Genomic DNA, 18,426 nt, shown 5'->3' on the forward strand with positions numbered 1-18,426 from the left:
CCGGCGGTGCACGCAGTCACTGTGGGAGCTGGCTTGCCAGCGATTAGGCCATCTGCAGCAACATGGATCTTGTTGTCTGTCAGGCGCTAGAGCATTTCTTCTCTGTGAAGAATTCAGGAATCACCACCCGATTCAAACCCGCATATGACATCGATCTCTTCGGGAAACCGGATCTCGGGGATTGAGTAATCGAGATAGGCGCCGATACTGTCGGGAAACACCATAGTGATCAGCCACAACACCTTTGCAGGTGCCCACAACATTGCCCAGCGTTTGCCTTTCGGGGTGGATAAGTCCTCCCGGAATTGCTTTCCCCACTGTCGGTAGCCATGCAGAAAGGTGTCTTTGCGGGACATCGGTGGAGGCAACGGATCGGGCAGCGGCAGCCCATCCAGCCCGTAGTCCATAAAATGCTCTATGTAGCTCAACAGCTGACGGGCAGACTCACCGCTATCGCGCCATCCCAGATTTCCGCATGAAACCGAAGCCTCTCGTGGAGGTGATTGGGTCCAGTCAACGCCCACCAGCAGAAGAGGGTTGAGAACTGTGCTGCCAGCAGTTCCGCTGGCGATATGCAGATAAGCCACCATGGGATGTATCTCCTGCCAGTCCAGTGTAACCAAGTGCAACTCGCCGGGGATGATGCAATAGATTTTTCCTGTTTTTCTACTAATGCGGACATGTCCGCCCTGTGAGTTTCTGGTAATCAGGTATAACAAGCCTCCCACGGCAGCAGCAACCATCGGAGCCGCAAAAAATGCAATCCACATTTCTCTGGGGTAAGGCCCGGGGATAACGCTATAAATGACTATGTCAGCAATTATTCCAGCCAGAAATAACGCTCCGATTGCACTAGAATACGCGTTTTTTATCATTTTCCCTCCCGAAAAAACCTCCAGGCAAGCTTCATTAGCTCTACGTACACCAAGATCCTCGCTCACGCAGTCCTGGCTTATGTTTTTATTGAAGCTCATGGTCCGGTAGCGCTTTATCGGAATAGCATTCGCCAATACATTTTGAGGAAGTTTTTTTACCCTGGCCCGTGAGTTCATACCGCTTTCCTCACGGGAGCCAAGATTGCCGGGTCAATCGTTTCAGAAAACCATCCAGAAGATTTGAAAAGCAATGGCTCTGGCGCCCCCGGCTGCTGTAGAACCAAGGTTGGCTGTGCTTTTACGTCGGGCCTGTAAAGATATTCGAGCTCGACTTGCGCGTCCTCATGCATGGTTATAATCCAGCCTCTCTCTACTCCCAGATCGTCCGTTAGTGAAGAGTATAGGAAGTGAGTATCCAGGCTTACTGCGTTGCCAGAGTATGCAATTACCTCGTCGGAGCGAAGTCCGGACAACGTCTTTCCGTTCAGGCGCACGTTTAAATCTGCGCGGAAGTCAGTTTTCAGATGATCCTGAAGAGGGAGAATGCAATTTAGACGCAGCTTTCCTGCCGAACCATGCACTTGCTCCCATGCCGCCCTGATTTGAGGACTGTATTGGACACTACGCCAAGCGGACATTTCATCCTCAAGAGAAAACTTCGGTGTTGACTTACCCCAAGCGGAATGCTTCAAGAGGATTTCCATCGGCCCATGCTCTGCATCGCCGGCTAGCCCTACCAGGTAAGCTGTGAGCACTACCGCTGCCACAGCCACAAGCAGCCAGACGACCGGGATCACACCTAAAGTCCAAAGCGCAAAACCTGCCCCCCCGATAGTTGACAGCGCCAATGAACCAGACGCCGCTGTTGCATACGCAATCAGTCCGCCAGAAAGAGAAGCGCCTAGATACAGCCAAGCCTGCTCTGGATTGTCCTCTCCCCAAGCCTTGCCTGCCTTGAACAGGTCAACGATGGAGAGAATGGCTGCCGAACCGGCTCCGAACATCATTGAGCCGAATTTTATACCGCGGATTTTTAAATTTTTGGCTAGAGCTGCATTTCCTTTCATACCTGCGATATGTGAGGCGGTAAAGAGTCCCACCTCGATCGAGGCTCCGATTAGTGCGGTTATCCATCCCATTGTCGCTAAAAAATTTACAAAGCTCTTATCCTTCCTAAGGTCCTCGGTAGAGTTTCTCAACCCCCACATCGCGAGAGCCGCACCCAGCCCCGCAAAAGCGATGCCCGCGGGTTCCTGCAGTTTTCTCCACATACGTAATAGCGGATTTCCCTCAGTTGGCATCGCATGAGGTTCACCCAATATCGTGCTCGGCGTTACTTTCTCCCACTCCCAGATCTCAATGCGCTGAGTGATTGATTGCTGTCTGGTATCTGGCAGCGGGCCTGGGCCTTCATCCAGACGTATATTCCAGCGTTTCTGGATATCCCCAAGTTCCGTGTAACCCTGAAGCTCCAGCGCCCATTTCTTGTATTGCTCCAAGGGGACATCGCGACGGCCCAGTACGATCCCGAATCGCATTTCTGCGACATGCCTGAGCCGCCGCACGTAGACGTCGGAAGTATGAGGCGGTGCACTGGACAGCGTTGGCCACAGGAGGCGAGTCAACAAATCGGTAATTACAGTTCCAGGGCGTTCGTCCAGCACCTTGTCGACCAGATCGTAAATACGCTTCGCGATAGTCAGCGGGTTATTGAGCCTGCTCATCAGTGAGGCACTTCCAGCACTCAATGCACGCCAAAGCGGACTGTCTTCGGGATTTGCTTCAATTTGCTCGCTCAAAGCCGCCAGACCCGCGTCCGTATAGGTGCTCACCGCCAGGCAATCGAGCACCGCCTGTTCATAATCACTCGCGTTGCTGGCACACGATAGATCGAACAACTCCAGTGCCTTGCCCACCAGGCCGGACTTGTTCATCAATCGAGCCCAGACGGTTGCGTCGCCTCCTGTTCGGCTGATTGCCTCATTGAAAACCTTCAACTCCTTCTCGTAGATGGCCGTGAAACCTCGGGCACCATAGAGGTCGACCAATTTGCGCTGGCGCTCCAGCGCCTCGTAAATCTCCTGCTTCTTGCCGCCCTCGTTGTAACTTTTCTCGGCATGCTTGAAGTAGCTGGTCACCAGTGCCGCGCTTTGTAGGCGATGCTTGTTGCTGGCTTGATACCGGTCACGCTTGGCGACATCCACTGCGCAGATCTGGTTGAGTTCGCTGGCCATGCCGAGGAAGTCATTCAGCACTACCGCCAGTGGCTTGATGTCCTTTCGCGGTAGCAGCGCTCTATACATCGCGTTGAAGATGAAGTCGGTGCTCGCCATCCTTTCCGGTAACACGACTTCACTCCAGGGAAATTGCCTGGGCCGCTGACTCAGCCCCGGCGAAAGCAGTTCGCTGGTGGAAGAGCCCAGTAGCACCGCATCGAAGGCATTCCTCTGCTCCGTCCCGCCCTCCGGCCTCACCTCGGTTGCCAAACGCCTCCGCAGCCCGTTGGTGTCCTGCTCGATCTTCCACAAGGTGGCGTGGGTGAGAAGGGTGTCGCTCATCAGCAGGTAAACCGTCTGGGCAACACTGGCTTCCGGAGCCAGGAGATACAGGGTCGAACCCGCAATATCGGGAGGTACATGCCGTCCCGGCGCCTCGTCGTTGTAGTCCGCCTCGCTCCACCAGAGCGGTGCGAAACGCACATCCATGGTGACCTGGTAATGGCGGGTCAGCATGCGACCGTCCCGGAAGTAGAACAGGTAGACGTAGCTGCTGGGCCTCAGCACTCGCAGCCCATAGGCCTTGCCCGCCTTCAGCTCCGGGTAACCCTCCACGCTCAGCGTGGGGTAGATCGCGGCATTGATCGGTTGATCCGAAACGCCGTAGCGCAGCGGATACAGCGGCACGCCGCGCTCACACGGCGGAGGAGAAATTGCACTGAGCGTTTTGCAACCAGGCCGGTCGGGCTGTATGGCCTTCTTGAAAATAGATCGGGTCACTTGGTGAATTCCTAAAAGGGGCTTAAGACGGAAAGTTCTGAAAAGCCTTCTGTAAGGCGGAGTTCGACAGCTAGGAACGGACCAGTTTCTGCTTTGAAGGTAAGGCGCATATCGGACTGGACGGCCATTCAGTGCTTCCTGCGATTTCCAAGGGAATCAATTCCGCAGTGATGCTGAAGACCGGCCAGCTACGGGTATATAGGAAAAGTCTTAACTGGGGCGGTGAAACATCCGTACGTTTGCAGGCGTCGCATCCCGTTTCTCGCTAGATCCCCACCCATCCCCCAATCCCCAATCCTTGCTAAATATTTCCCTCCCAGTTCGTTCTTGTTGATACGACCAAACCACGGTCACGCCGATCAGCAAGGACCCACCGCATGAATGCCGAACAAGCCCGGACACTCGCCCGCCGTTTCGTCGAGTTGCCTGCCGCCAGGCGCAGCCTGTTCCTTGACGCGCTGCGTCGGGAAGAGGTGGACTTCGCCCAGTTTCCGATTCCGTCCTGCGCCGGGCTCGCCGAGCGCGATGGCCTGTCCCATGCCCAGCAACGCATGTGGTTCCTCTGGCAGTTCGATCCGCAGGGCGCGGCCTATAACCTGCCGGTCTCGGTGTGCTTGAACGGTCCCTTCGACCTTGGCGCCCTGGAGCGCGCGTTCAACCGCTTGATCGAGCGCCATGAAAGCCTGCGCACCACCTTTGCCCAGGAGGGCGAACAGGCGATCCAGCAGGTCGCCGCAAGCGGCAGCGTGGATATCGCTTTGCGCGACTTGGGTGATCTCCCCGAGGCGCAGCAGTGGCCCGCAGCCCGCGCAGCGATGGCCACCGAGGCCCTGACCCCCTTCGATCTGCAACAGGGCCCGCTGCTGCGCGTCCGTGTGCTGCGCCTCGCCGCCGAGCAACACGTTCTGCTGCTGACCCTGCACCACATCATCACCGACGGTTGGTCCATGGGCGTGCTGATCGACGAGTGCCTGGCCTGCTATGACGCGCTGGTCACCGGCCAGCCACTGGAGCTGACGCCGCTGCCGGTCCAGTACCGTGACTACGCCCTGTGGCAGCGCGCCTGGCTGGAAGCCGGCGAGCAGGCGCGGCAGCTGGAGTATTGGCGCGCGCACCTGGGCGACGAGCATCCCTTGCTGGAACTGCCTATCGACCGTCCCCATCCGCTGCTGCCGAGCCAGCAGGGCAAGTGCCTGCCGATCGACCTCGACAGCGGCCTGCTGAAAAACCTCCAGGGCCTGGCCCAGCAGCAGGGCGTGACCCTGTTCGTGGTCCTGCTGGCGTCGTTCAAGGCCCTGCTGCACCGCTACAGCGGCCAGCGCGATATCCGTGTCGGCGGGCTGATCGCCAACCGGACCCGCAGCGAAACCGAAGGCCTGATCGGCTTCTTCGTCAATACCCAGGTGCTGCGTACCGAAGTGACCGGCGACACCCGTTTCGACCAGTTGCTGCAGGCCGTGCGCCAGACCGCCCTGGGTGCCCAGGCGCATCAGGAGCTGTCCTTCGATGCCATCGTCGATGGCTTGCAGATCCCGCGCAGCCAGAACCGCAATCCGCTGTTCCAGGTGATGTTCAACCACCGTCCGCTGGTCAATGCCATCGAGAGCCGCCAACTCGCCTGTGGCCTGAACGTGACCGGGCTGACCGCGGAGCAACTGGGCGAGGACCAGCGCCCGCAGGCCGCCGGCAGCGACCTGATGCTGGAAACCAGCGGCGAAGGTGAACAGCTCAAAGCCTCCTTCACCTACGCTACCGATCTGTTCGACGAAGCCACCGTGCAACGCATGGCCGGGCACTGGCGCACGCTGCTGCGCGGGATCTGCGCCAACCCGCAGGCGCGGGTCGATGCGCTGCCGCTGCTGGGTGACGATGAGCGCGAGTTCCTGACCCGCGGCGTCAACCAGAGCGCCCGCGAATATCCGCTGGAGCGCAGCTATGTGGCGCAGTTCGAGGAACGGGTTGAGGCCCATCCTGAGCGCGTTGCGGTCAGCCATCTGGCCGACCGGATCAGTTACCAAGCACTCAACGAAGCCGCCAACCGCCTGGGCCATGCCCTGATCACGGCGGGCGCCGGCTTCGACCAGCCGATCGCCCTTTTGGCCGAGCGCGGCCCGGATCTGCTGGGCATGATTATTGGCAGCTTCAAGGCCGGCGCAGGTTACCTGCCGTTGGACCCGGCGCTACCGAACCAGCGCCTGAGCGGCGTGATCGGGCAGAGCAGGGCGCCGGTGCTGGTGTGCAGCGCCGCCTGCGAAGCCCAGGCCCGTGAGCTGCTGCTCGGCAATGAAGCGGTGCAACTGCTGGTCTGGGAACAGGTCCAGCAAAGTACCGAAACCACCAATCCCGGTCGCTACAGCAGCCCGGACAACCTGGCCTACGTGATCTTCACTTCCGGCTCCACCGGCCTGCCGAAAGGCGTGATGGTCGAGCAGCGCGGCATGCTCAACAACCAGCTGAGCAAGGTCCCGTACCTCGACCTGAGCGACAAGGACGTGATCGCCCAGACCGCTTCGCAGAGCTTCGATATTTCCGTCTGGCAGTTCCTCGCCGCACCGCTGTTCGGCGCCCGGGTGGATATCGTGCCGAACGACATCGCCCGTGATCCACAGGCGTTGCTGGCGCATGTCCAGGCTCAGGGCATCAGCGTGCTGGAAAGCGTGCCGTCGCTGATCCAGGGCCTGCTGGCCGAAGAACGGGTCAGCCTGGACGGCCTGCGCTGGCTGCTGCCGACCGGCGAGGCGATGCCGCCGGAACTGGCGTGCCAGTGGCTGCTGCGTTATCCACAGATCGGTCTGGTGAATGCCTATGGTCCCGCCGAGTGCTCGGACGATGTGGCCTTCTTCCGCGTCGATCTGGCGTCCACCGAAAGCACCTACCTGCCCATCGGTACCCCGACCGACAACAACCTGATCTACCTGCTGGACGATGCGCTGGAACTGGTCCCTATCGGCGCCGTAGGCGAGCTGTGCGTCGCCGGTACCGGAGTCGGCCGCGGCTATGTCGGCGACACCCGCCGAACCGTTCCTGTCTTCGTTCCCAACCCGTTCGGCGCCCCGGGCGAGCGCCTGTACCGTACCGGCGACCTGGCCCGGCGCCGTGCCGATGGCGTGCTGGAATACGTCGGCCGTGCCGACCACCAGGTAAAGATCCGCGGCTACCGCATCGAACTGGGCGAGATCGAAGCGCGCCTGCTGGAGCATCCGGCGATCCGCGAAACCGTGGTGCTCGATATCGACGGGCCACAGGGCAAGCAGCTTGCCGCCTATCTGGTCAGCCGCGAAGCGGTCGATGCCGACCAGCTCAAGGCCGCGCTCAAGGCCCATCTGCCGGACTACATGGTCCCGACCTTCTTCATCCCCCTCGACGCCATGCCCCTGACCCCCAACGGCAAGCTCGACCGCAAGGCCCTGCCGCAGCCGGACGCCAGCCAGGCCCTGGCGCGCTATGTGGCGCCGGTCAGCGAGGTGGAGCAGCAGCTCGCCGCGATCTGGGCCGAAGTGCTGAAGATCGAGCGGGTTGGCCTTGACGACAGCTTCTTCGAACTGGGCGGGCATTCCCTGCTGGCCGCGCAGATGGTCGCGCGGATCAAGAAGCACCTGGGCGTCAGCCTGCCGCTGCGCACCCTGTTCGAAAAGCCGCTGCTGGGCGAGCTGGCCGCCGCCGTTGCCGCGCTGGGCACCACGACGAATGAAGACGACTGGGACGACATGGACCAGTTCATGGATTCACTGGAGGAAACCGAAGCATGAGCGGGACCACCACTGCACGTATTGCCAAACGCTTTGTCGGTCTGTCGCTCGATCAGCGCCGTCAGTTCCTCGCCAAACTGCGCGCCGACGGCAAGGATTTCAGCCTGCTGCCCATTGTCGAAAGCCGCCACGACGTCGCTGCGATCCCGCTGTCCTACGCCCAGCAACGCCTGCTGTTCCTCTGGCAGCTCGATCCGACCAGCGACGCCTACAAGATGAGCACCGCCCTGCGCTTGCGCGGGCGACTGGGCGAGCAGGCCCTGCAGCGCTCCTTCGACTACCTGCTGCAGCGCCATGAAGTGCTGCGCACGGTGTTCAGCACCGACGGCGAGCAGCCGCGCCAGGTGATCCTCCCGGCGCTGGCGCTCGACCTGCAACGCGTCGAGGTCAAGGACGATGCCGAACTGTCTCGCCTGGCCGGCGAGTTCATCGCGCGGCCCTTCGACCTGCTCAAGGGCCCGCTGCTGCGCGCCAGCCTGTTCCGGTTGAGCGAGGACGAGCAGGTACTGGTGGTGTGCATGCACCATATCGTTTCCGATGGCTGGTCGATGGAGGTGATGGTCAAGGAGTTCGCCCAGAGCTATCAGGCCTTTGCCCAAGGCCGCGAGCCGGAGCTGCCGGCACTGGCCCTGCAATATGCCGACTACGCCATCTGGCAGCGCCAGTGGCTGGAGGCCGGGGAGGGCGAGCGGCAACTGGAGTACTGGCGCCGTCAGTTGGGCGACGAGCAGCCGCTGCTGGAAGCAGCCCAGGATTTCCCCCGCCCTCCGGTGCAGAGTTTCCGTGGCGAGCACCTGAAATTCGATTTCGGCGGCGAGCTCTCGCAACGCCTCAATGCTTTCGCCCGCAGCCAGGGCCTGAGCCTGTTCATGCTGGTGCTGGCCGGCTTCTCGCTATTCCTGTCGCGTCAGTCCGGGCAACGCGATATCCGTATCGGCGTGCCCAATGCCAACCGTGGCCGCAGCGAGACCGAAGGGCTGATCGGCTTCTTCATCAACACCCAAGTGCTGCGCTGCCAGGTGGACGAGCGCCTGAGCTATCTCGACCTGCTGGCGCAGATCCGCGAGACCTCGTTCGAGGCCCAGGCCCATCAGGACGTACCCTTCGAGCAACTGGTGGACCAGCTGGCGCCGGAGCGCAGCCTTGGCCACAACCCGCTGTTCCAGGCCAAGTTCAACCAGAACGTGGTGCTCAAGCAGGAACTGTCGCTGAAGCTGCCGGGGCTGGACGTCAGCGAATACCCGATGCACCGCGAGGGCGCGCATTTCGACCTGGCCCTGGATATCACCGATGACGGCCAGCTGATCCATGGCGATATCGCCTACGCCAGCGACCTCTACCAGCGCGCTACCGTCGAGGCCTTTATCCCGCAACTGCTCGGCCTGTTCGAAGCCCTGCTGGCGGCACCGCAGGCCCCGCTGTATCGCCTTGCCGCGCTGCCGCACGTCGCGCCAGCCCCGGCACTGGACACTGCGCCTTCCGTTCTCGCCCAGTGGCAAGCCAATGTCGCCCGGCAACCCGAGGCCATCGCCGCCCGCTGCCTGGGCGACAGCCTGACCTTCCGCGAACTGGACCAGGCCGCCAACCGCCTGGCCCACCATCTGCTGCAACTGGGCGTGGGCCAGGGCCAGCCGGTTGCGGTGCTGATGGAGCGCTCGCTGCCGTGGCTGACCGCGTTGCTGGCGATCCTCAAGGCCGGCGCGGTGTACATGCCCCTGGATGTGAAGGCGCCGGACGAACGCCTGCAACAGATGCTGGCGCGTGCCGGTGCCAGCGCCGTGCTGCGTGCCGAAGGCGACCAGCGCCTGGACGTGCCCGTCAATATCGCCTGGCAACCGGCGCTGTGGCAGCAGCAACCGGCGACCGCGCCGGCCATCACCTTGCACGGGCAGTCCCCGGCCTACGTGATCCATACCTCCGGCTCCACCGGCCAGCCCAAGGGCGTGCTGGTCAGCCATGCGGCGCTGGCCAGCTATGTGCGCGGCCTGCTGGAGCGCCTGCAACCGGCGCCGGGCGCGAGCATGGCGCTGGCCTCGACCATCGCCGCCGACCTCGGCCATACCGTGCTGTTCGGCGCGCTGTGTGCCGGTCGCACCCTGCATGTGCTGCCCGAGGCCCTGGGCTTCGACCCGGATGCCTTCGCCGACTATATGGCGACCCACCAGGTGGGCGTGCTGAAGATCGTTCCCGGCCATCTTGCTGCGCTGCTCCAGGCGGCGCGGCCGGCCGATGTGCTGCCACGGCACCTGCTGATCGTCGGTGGCGAAGCCTGCCCGGCCGGGCTGGTGGAGCGGGTGCGCGCGCTGCGTCCGCAGTGCCGCGTGGTCAACCACTACGGTCCGAGCGAAACCACGGTCGGCGTGCTGACCCATGAAATTCTCGGCAATGTGCCGCAGGTGGTGCCGGTGGGCGAGGCGCTGCCAGGTGCCGTGGTGCGGGTGCTGGACGATGTCTTCAACACCGTGGCCGAGCGCGTGCCCGGCGAGCTGTATATCGGCGGCGCCAGCCTTGCCGAGGGCTATCTCGGCCAGCCGGCGCTGACCGCCGAACGCTTCGTGCCGGATCCCCATGGGCCGGCCGGTGCGCGCCTGTACCGCAGTGGCGACCGGGTACGCCGCAACCGCCAGGGCCAACTGGAATTCATCGGCCGTGCCGACGACCAGGTGAAGATCCGCGGTTATCGCGTGGAGCCGGCGGAAGTCGCCCGGGTCCTGCAAGGCAGGGTGCAGCAGGCGGTGGTCCTGGCCGTGCCGCAGGATGACGACGCCAGCCGCCTGCAACTGCTGGCATGGGTGGTGGCCGAGGGCGTCACCGGCGAAACCTTGCGCCAGCAACTGGCTCACGTGTTGCCCGAATACATGGTGCCGGCGCAGATCGTGCTGCTGGAGCAGTTGCCGCTGACTGCCAACGGCAAGCTGGACAAGCGTGCCCTGCCCAGGCCGGGCGCAGTGCAGCAGCGTTATGTCGCCCCGCAGGGCGAGATCGAGGAAACGCTTGCGGCCATCTGGCGCGAGGTACTCAAGCTGGAGCAGGTCGGCAGCACCGATAACTTCTTCGAACTGGGCGGCGACTCGATCCTCAGCCTGCAGATCATTGCCCGGGCCAAGCGCCAAGGGATCAAGCTCAATCCCAAGCAACTGTTCGAGAAGCAGACCATTGGCCAACTGGCCACGGTCGCCAAACTCATCGAGAAGAAGGCTGCGGCCCCGGTGGTCGAGCAGGTCACCGGCAACCTGCCGTTGCTGCCGATCCAGGCACGCTTCTTCGAAACCGATATTCCCGAGCGCCAGCACTGGAACCAGTCGGTGCTGCTCAAGCCGACCCGCAAGCTGGACAGCGCCACGCTGCACAAGGCCTTGCATACGCTGCTGGAACAGCACGATGCCCTGCGCCTGAACTTCGCCCGGCAGTACTCGGGCTGGCAGGCGGTGTTCGCCCCGCTGAACAGCACCGAGGTGCTGTGGACCCGCGAACTGGCGAACCTTGAAGCCTTGCAAGCGCTGGCCGACCAGGCCCAGCGCAGCCTCGACCTGAAGAACGGCCCGCTGCTGCGCGCCGTACTGGTGGACCTGCCCGAGGGCGAGCAGCGCCTGCTGCTGGTGATCCATCACCTGGTGGTGGATGGCGTGTCCTGGCGCGTGCTGCTGGAAGACCTGCAACAGGCCCTGGCCGGCGCGGCTCTGCCGGCCAAGACCAGTTCATACAAGGCCTGGGCGGAAAAACTGCACGCCTGGGCCAACAGCCCGGCGCTGGAAGCCGAGCGCGACTACTGGCATGGCCTGCTCGACGGCGCCGATGGCGCTCTGCCGCAGGACAATCCCCACGGCAGCCTGCGCACCGACACCGCGGCCCATGCCGCCTCGACCCTCGACGAGGAACTGACCACGCAACTGCTCAAGGTTGCCCCGGCGGCCTATCGCACCCAAGTCAACGACCTGCTGCTGACCGCCCTGGCCCAGGTGCTGTGCCGGTGGAGCGGGCAGCCGTCGGTGCTGGTCCAGCTGGAAGGCCATGGTCGCGAAGACCTGTTCGAGGATATCGACCTCAGCCGTACCGTCGGCTGGTTCAGCAGCCTGTTCCCGGTGCGCCTGGCCCCGGCGGCGCATGTCGGTGCCTCGATCTGCGCGATCAAGGAGCAACTGCGTAGCGTACCGGGCAAGGGCATCGGCTTCGGCGTGCTGCGCTACCTTGGCGACGGCGATTTCGCCCACCGGCTGGCGGCCCTGCCGCAGCCGCGGGTGACGTTCAACTACCTGGGCCAGTTCGACGGCAGTTTCGACCGGGAGCAGGGAACCTTCGTCCTGGCCGGCGAAAGCAGCGGCCAGCCCTTGTGCCCGCAAGGCCCGCTGGGCAACTGGCTGAGCGTCAACGGCCAGGTCTTCGATGGCCAGCTGCGCCTGGACTGGACCTACAGCCGCGAGATGTATCGCGCGGACACCATCGAGGCGCTGGCCCGTGCCTATGAACAGGCACTGGCCGAGCTGATCCGCCATTGCCAGGCAGGCAACCACGGCGTGACCCCGTCGGACTTCCCGCTGGCCGGGCTGGACCAGGCGCAACTGGACCGCCTGCCGCAAGCCGCCGCGACCATCGAGGACATCTACCCGCTGGCGCCGATGCAACAAGGCATGCTGTTCCACAGCCTGTTCGCCAAGGAGGCCGGCAACTACATCAACCAGTTGCGGGTCAGTGTCAGCGGGCTCGAGGCGGCCCGCCTGCACCAGGCCTGGCAGGCGCTGCTGGACCAGCATCCGGTGCTGCGCAGCGGCTTCGTCAGTGATGCCGACCACCCGGTGCAGGTGGTGCAGCGCCGGGTCGAGCTGCCTTTCGTGGAGATCGATGCCCGCGGGCGCGCCGACCTGGACGGCTGGCTCGACGACTGGGCGCGCCTGGAGCGCGACAAGGGGTTCGAGCTGGCCCGCGGCCCGCTGCTGCGTGTGGCGCTGATCCGTACCGAGGATGACCGTCACGAGCTGATCTACACCAGCCACCATATCCTGATGGACGGCTGGAGCAGCTCGCGCATGCTCGGCGAAGTGCTGCAGCGCTATGCCGGGCAGGTGCCGGCGCGCCAGGTTGGCCAGTACCGCGACTACATCCACTGGCTGCAAGGCCAGGATGCCGGGGCTGCCCAGCGTTTCTGGCTGGAGCAACTGGCCGCGTTCGACGCGCCGACCCGTCTGGCCCAGGCCCTCAAGGGCGCGGCGGACGGCGAAGGCTATGGCGAATACCGGGAGGATCTGGACGCCGGGCTGAGCCGGCGCCTGGGCGAGTTCGCCCGCGAGCAGCGGGTCACCCTGAACACCCTGGTGCAGGCCGCGTGGCTGTTGCTGCTGCAACGCTATACCGGGCAGTCCAGCGTCACCTTCGGCGCCACCGTGGCCGGACGGCCCACCGAGCTGGTCGGGATCGAGGAGCAGCTCGGCCTGTTCATCAACACCCTGCCGGTGCTAGCGAGCCCGCGTTGCGAACAGTCCGTGGCGGCGTTCGTGCAGCACGTGCAAGGGCTGAACGTCGCCCTGCGCGAGTTCGAACACACGCCACTGTACGAGGTGCAACGCTGGGCCGGCTGGAGCGGCGAGGCGCTGTTCGACTCGATCCTGGTGTTCGAGAACTACCCGGTGTCCGAGGCGCTGCAACAGGCTGCGCCGGACGGGCTGCGCTTCGGCGAGGTGCGCAGCCAGGAGCAGACCCATTACCCGCTGACCCTGGTGGTGAATACCGGCGAGCGCCTGTCGCTGCGCATCAGCCATGACCGCAGTGCCTTTGGCGTGCAGGCGGTCGAGCAACTGGCGGCGCATTTCAATCATCTGCTGGCGGCGTTGATCGAGGACCCGGCGCGGGCGCTGGGTGAGCTGGTATTGCCAGTGACTGTGAGCCTGGAGCTGGCGGCCTTCCCGAGCGAGCAGTGCATTCACCAGCGCATCGAGGCCCAGGCGGCGCGGGTGCCGGAAGCGGTGGCCGTGAGTTTTGGTGCTCAAGCGCTGACTTATGCACAACTGAACAGCCGGGCGAATCAGTTGGCGCACAAGCTGCGCGAGCAGGGCGTGGGGCCGGATGTGCTGGTGGGGCTGTCGGTCGAGCGCAGTCTGGAAATGCTGGTCGGCATCCTCGGCATTCTCAAGGCCGGCGGTGCCTACGTGCCGCTGGACCCGGATTATCCACAGGACCGTCTCGACTATATGACGCAGGACAGCGGCATCAAGCTGCTGCTGACCCAGGCTGATCTGCTGGGCTCCTTCGAGGGCTACAGCGACCAGAATCCGGTGAACCTGACCTCGCCGGACAACCTGGCCTACGTCATCTATACCTCCGGTTCGACCGGCAAGCCGAAGGGCGCGCTGTTGCCGCACCGGAATGTCCTGCGCCTGTTCGAGGCCACGGATGAGTGGTTCGGCTTTGACGAGCAAGATGTCTGGACCCTGTTCCATTCCTACGCCTTCGACTTCTCTGTATGGGAAATCTTCGGTGCGCTGATGCATGGCGGTCGCCTGGTGGTCGTGCCGCGTGAGGTGACCCGTTCGCCGGAAGAGTTCAACCAGTTGCTGGTGGACGAAGAGGTCACGGTGCTGAACCAGACGCCATCGGCGTTCAAGCAACTGGCTCGCGTTGCAACCGAGCCACTGAGCCTGCGCTATGTGGTGTTCGGCGGCGAAGCATTGGACGTGACCAGTCTGCAACCGTGGTTTGAGCGTTTCGGCGATCAGCAGCCGCGTTTGATCAACATGTACGGCATTACCGAAACCACGGTGCATGTGACTTATCGTCCAATCACCAGGGCGGACCTGGTACAGGCCGAAGTCAGCCCGATCGGTGAGGCCATCTCCGACCTGTCGATGTACGTGCTGGACACCGACTTCAACCCGGTGGCAACCGGCGTCTGCGGCGAGCTGCATGTCGGCCATGCCGGTCTCGCTCGCGGTTACCACAACCGTGCTGCGCTCACTGCCGAGCGTTTCGTGCCCAACCCGTTCGCGAAAGACGGCAGCCGCCTGTACCGCACCGGTGACCTTGCCCGCTTCCGCGAAGCAGGCGTGATCGAGTACGCCGGCCGCATCGACCACCAGGTGAAGATCCGCGGCTTCCGTATCGAGCTGGGTGAGATCGAAGCGCGGCTGCAAGAGCATGAAGGCGTACGCGAGGTGGTAGTGCTGGCGGTCGATGGCCCGGCAGGCCAGCAACTCGCGGCCTACCTGATCCCGGCCAACCCGGGTCAGGCCGACCTGCGCAAAACCCTGAAGGCTCACCTGAAAGCCAACCTGCCGGACTACATGGTCCCGACCCATCTGGTCCTGCTGGACGCCTTCCCGCTGACCGCCAACGGCAAGCTGGACCGCAAGGCTCTACCGAAACCCGATGCGGCCAATCTGCAAGGCGCGTATGTGGCCCCGGTCAGCGAACTGGAGCAGCAGCTTGCATCCATCTGGGCGGATGTCCTGCAAGTCGAAAGGGTCGGCCTGAGCGACAACTTCTTCGAACTGGGCGGCCATTCGCTGCTGGCGACCCAGGTCATCTCCCGCGTGCGCCAGCAACTGAACCTGGAACCGACCCTGCGCAACCTCTTCGAAGCCGCCGACCTGGCTGCCTTCGCCGCGTTGGTCGGGCAGGGCGAGGCCAGCCGTGCCCCGGCCTTCGTCCGCGCCGACCGCAGCCAGCCGCTGGCGCTGTCCTACGCCCAGCAGCGCCAGTGGTTCCTCTGGCAACTCGAGCCCGGGAGTGCCGCCTACAACATCCCGGTGGCCCTGCGCCTGGACGGCGAACTGGATATCGACGCGCTGGAGTCCAGCTTCGCCGCCCTGGTCGCCCGTCATGAAACCCTGCGCACCACCTTCCGCCAGGACGGCGAGCGCGGGGTGCAGGTGATCCATCCGGCGACGCCGTTCGTGCTGGCAGTGGAAACACTGGCCCCGGGCGAAACCCTGGACGCCAGCATCGCCGCCGAGGTGCGCCGGCCGTTCGATCTGCAGCAGGGGCCATTGCTGCGGGTCAAGCTGCTGCACCTGGACGAAAACCGGCATGTGCTGGTGCTGACCCAGCACCACAGTGTTTCCGATGGCTGGTCGATGCCGATCATGGTCGACGAATTGGTGCGTTTCTACGCAGGCTTCAGCCAGGGCCGCGATATCGCCCTTGATCCCTTGCCGTTCCAGTACGCCGACTATGCCCTGTGGCAGCGCCAGTGGATGGAAGCCGGCGAGCAGCAACGCCAGCTCGCCTACTGGACTGCCCAACTGGGCGGTGAACAGCCGGTGCTGGAACTGCCGACCGACCGTCCGCGCCCGGCGATCCAGCAACTGGCCGGTGCCCGCTGCCCTGTCGCCCTGGATTCAGCCCTGGTGGACAGGCTCAAGGTCGTGGCGCGGGAGCAGGGCGTGACCCTGTTCATGCTCCTGCTGGCCTCGTTCCAGACCCTGTTGCAGCGCCACAGCGGACAGCACGATATCCGTGTCGGCGTGCCCGTCGCCAACCGCACCCGCGCGGAAACCGAAAGGCTGATCGGCTTCTTCGTCAACACCCAGGTGCTCAAGGCCGAGTTCGCTGCCGACACCACCTTCAGCCAGTTGCTGCAACAGGTCAGGCATACCGCGCTGCAAGCCCAGGCCCATCAGGAACTGCCCTTCGAGCAACTGGTGGAAGCCCTGCAACCGCAGCGCAGCCTCAGCCACAGCCCGCTGTTCCAGGTGATGTTCAACCACCAGGCCGAAGCTCGGGGCGCGGCGCGTCAACTGCCGGGCCTGAGCGTCGAAGTGCTGGCCGCCGACAGCCAGTCGGCGCAGTTCGACCTGACCCTGAATACCGTCGAGCATGCCGCCGGCCTGGAAGCGGAACTGAGCTATGCCACGGCGCTGTTCGATGCCTCGACCATCGAGCGCCTGGCCAAGCATTGGTGCACGCTGCTGCAAGGCATCTGCATCGACGCCGACCAGCGCATCGCCGAGCTGCCGTTGCTGGACGCCGAGGAACGTCGGCAGATCCTGGTGGAGTGGAACCAGAGCCAGCTCGACTACCCACGCGAGCAGTGCCTGCCAGCGTTGGTTGAAGCGCAGGTACGGGCGACCCCGGAGGCGGTCGCGCTGGTCAGCGCCGATGCCTCGCTGAGCTACGCGCAACTGAACGCCTATGCCAACCGGCTGGCGCACAAGCTGCGCGAGCTGGGCGTCGGCCCGGATGTGCTGGTGGGCGTGGCGCTGGAGCGCGGTCCGCAGATGGTCGTCAGCCTGCTGGCGATCCTCAAGGCCGGTGGCGCCTATGTGCCGCTGGACCCGGATTTCCCGGCGGATCGCCTGAGCTACATGATGCAGGACAGCGGCTTGAAGCTGCTGCTGAGCCAGTCTTCGCTGCTGGGGCAACTGAGCATTCCTGAAGGCGTGCAGGCCCTGTGCGTGGACCAGCACGGCAACTGGCTGGACGCCTACGCCAGCGACGACCTGCCCGCGACTGCCGGCCCGGACAACCTCGCCTACGTGATCTACACCTCGGGCTCCACCGGCCTGCCGAAGGGCGTGACCATCCACCATCAGGCCCTGGTCAACTTCCTCTTCAGCATGGCCGACAAACCAGGGCTGGCGGCGGCTGACCGGGTGCTGTCGCTGACCTCGCTGTCCTTCGATATCGCCGGCCTGGAACTGTACCTGCCGCTGATTCGTGGTGCCGCGGTGGTCTTGCTCAAGCCCCACCAGAACAAGGACCCGCAGGCCCTGTTGCAGGTGATCGCCGAGCAGCAGGCCAGCGTGATCCAGGCCACGCCGTCGAGCTGGCGGATGATCCTCGATGCGGCGCCAGCCGGTGCGCTGAAAGGCAAGACCATCCTCTGCGGCGGCGAAGCCCTGAATGCCGAACTGGCCCAGCGCCTGATCGACCAGGCCGGGCATGTGTGGAACGTCTATGGCCCGACCGAGACCACCATCTGGTCGGCCCGGCATTACCTGACCCGCGCCGATGATGTCTGGCTGGGCAAGCCGCTGGCCAATACCACGCTGCATATCGTCAGCGACGACCTCGACGTACTGCCGGTCGGCGCCCGCGGTGAATTGCTGATCGGCGGCGACGGCCTGGCACGTGGTTACCACCAGCGTCCAGCCTTGACCGCCGAGCGCTTCGTGCCGGATCCGTTCTCCAGCACCGGTGGGCGTCTGTACCGCACCGGTGACGTGGCCCGCTACCTGGCCGACGGGGTGATCGAATACGTTGGGCGCCTGGATCATCAGGTGAAGATCCGAGGTTTCCGCATCGAACTGGGCGAGATCGAGGCCCGGCTGCTGGAACATTCGGCGGTGCGTGAAGCCGTGGTGATCGATATCGATAACCAGCTGGCGGCGTACCTGGTCGCGGAGCAGGACACCCCGGAACTGCGCAGTGCTCTCAAGGCGCACCTGAAAGCCGGCCTGCCGGACTACATGGTGCCCAGCCACTTCACCTGGCTGGACAGGATGCCCCAGACCCCCAACGGCAAGCTCGACCGCAAGGCCCTGCCCAAGCCCGATGCCAGCCTGGTGCAGCGCGCCTATGTGGCGCCGGTCAGCGAGCAGGAGCAGCAGGTCGCGGCGATCTGGGCCGAGGTGCTCAAGGTCGAGCGCGTGGGCCTGACCGACGACTTCTTCGAACTGGGCGGGCATTCGCTGCTCGCCGCCCAGCTCGTTTCCCGTATTCATTCCGGCCTCGGTATCGACGTACCGCTGCGCCTTATCTTCGAGAAACCGCAATTGAACGACTTTATCCAGGCAATCGCCGACAGCGGCCTGTCGCTGACCGAGGACGGCCTGTCCGATATCGAAAAACTGATGAACGAAATGGCAGGAGCCTGAG

At 63.9% G+C, this 18,426-nt stretch carries 4 protein-coding genes; 2 read left to right on the plus strand and 2 right to left on the minus strand.

Features of this window, described 5'->3' with window-relative positions; translation table 11 throughout:
• Window positions 1-113 precede the first annotated feature (113 nt).
• The gene (locus tag ACPFMA_RS08335) at window positions 114-1,052 is read right to left on the minus strand and encodes a hypothetical protein (RefSeq protein WP_425929953.1); all 939 of its coding nucleotides are present in this window, start codon (window positions 1,050-1,052) and stop codon (window positions 114-116) included.
• The gene (locus ACPFMA_RS08340) at window positions 1,049-3,871 is read right to left on the minus strand and encodes a toxin VasX (protein WP_425929954.1); all 2,823 of its coding nucleotides are present in this window, start codon (window positions 3,869-3,871) and stop codon (window positions 1,049-1,051) included. Before ACPFMA_RS08340 ends, ACPFMA_RS08335 begins: the two co-directional genes overlap by 4 nt.
• Before the next feature lie 377 nt (window positions 3,872-4,248).
• On the opposite strand from ACPFMA_RS08340, the gene ACPFMA_RS08345 reads away from it, so the two are divergent.
• Together ACPFMA_RS08345 and ACPFMA_RS08350 are read left to right on the plus strand one after the other, a co-directional pair.
• Window positions 4,249-7,620: an amino acid adenylation domain-containing protein gene (locus tag ACPFMA_RS08345; RefSeq protein WP_425929955.1), complete on the plus strand. Its 3,372-nt coding sequence runs from the start codon at window positions 4,249-4,251 to the stop codon at window positions 7,618-7,620.
• Window positions 7,617-18,425 (plus strand): amino acid adenylation domain-containing protein, encoded by a 10,809-nt coding sequence (locus tag ACPFMA_RS08350; RefSeq protein WP_425929956.1) that lies wholly within the window; start codon window positions 7,617-7,619, stop codon window positions 18,423-18,425. Before ACPFMA_RS08345 ends, ACPFMA_RS08350 begins: the two co-directional genes overlap by 4 nt.
• Window position 18,426 lies beyond the last annotated feature (1 nt).

The sequence above is a fragment of the Pseudomonas sp. NyZ201 genome (assembly GCF_049860765.1).
Classification (GTDB): domain Bacteria; phylum Pseudomonadota; class Gammaproteobacteria; order Pseudomonadales; family Pseudomonadaceae; genus Aquipseudomonas; species Aquipseudomonas bharatica.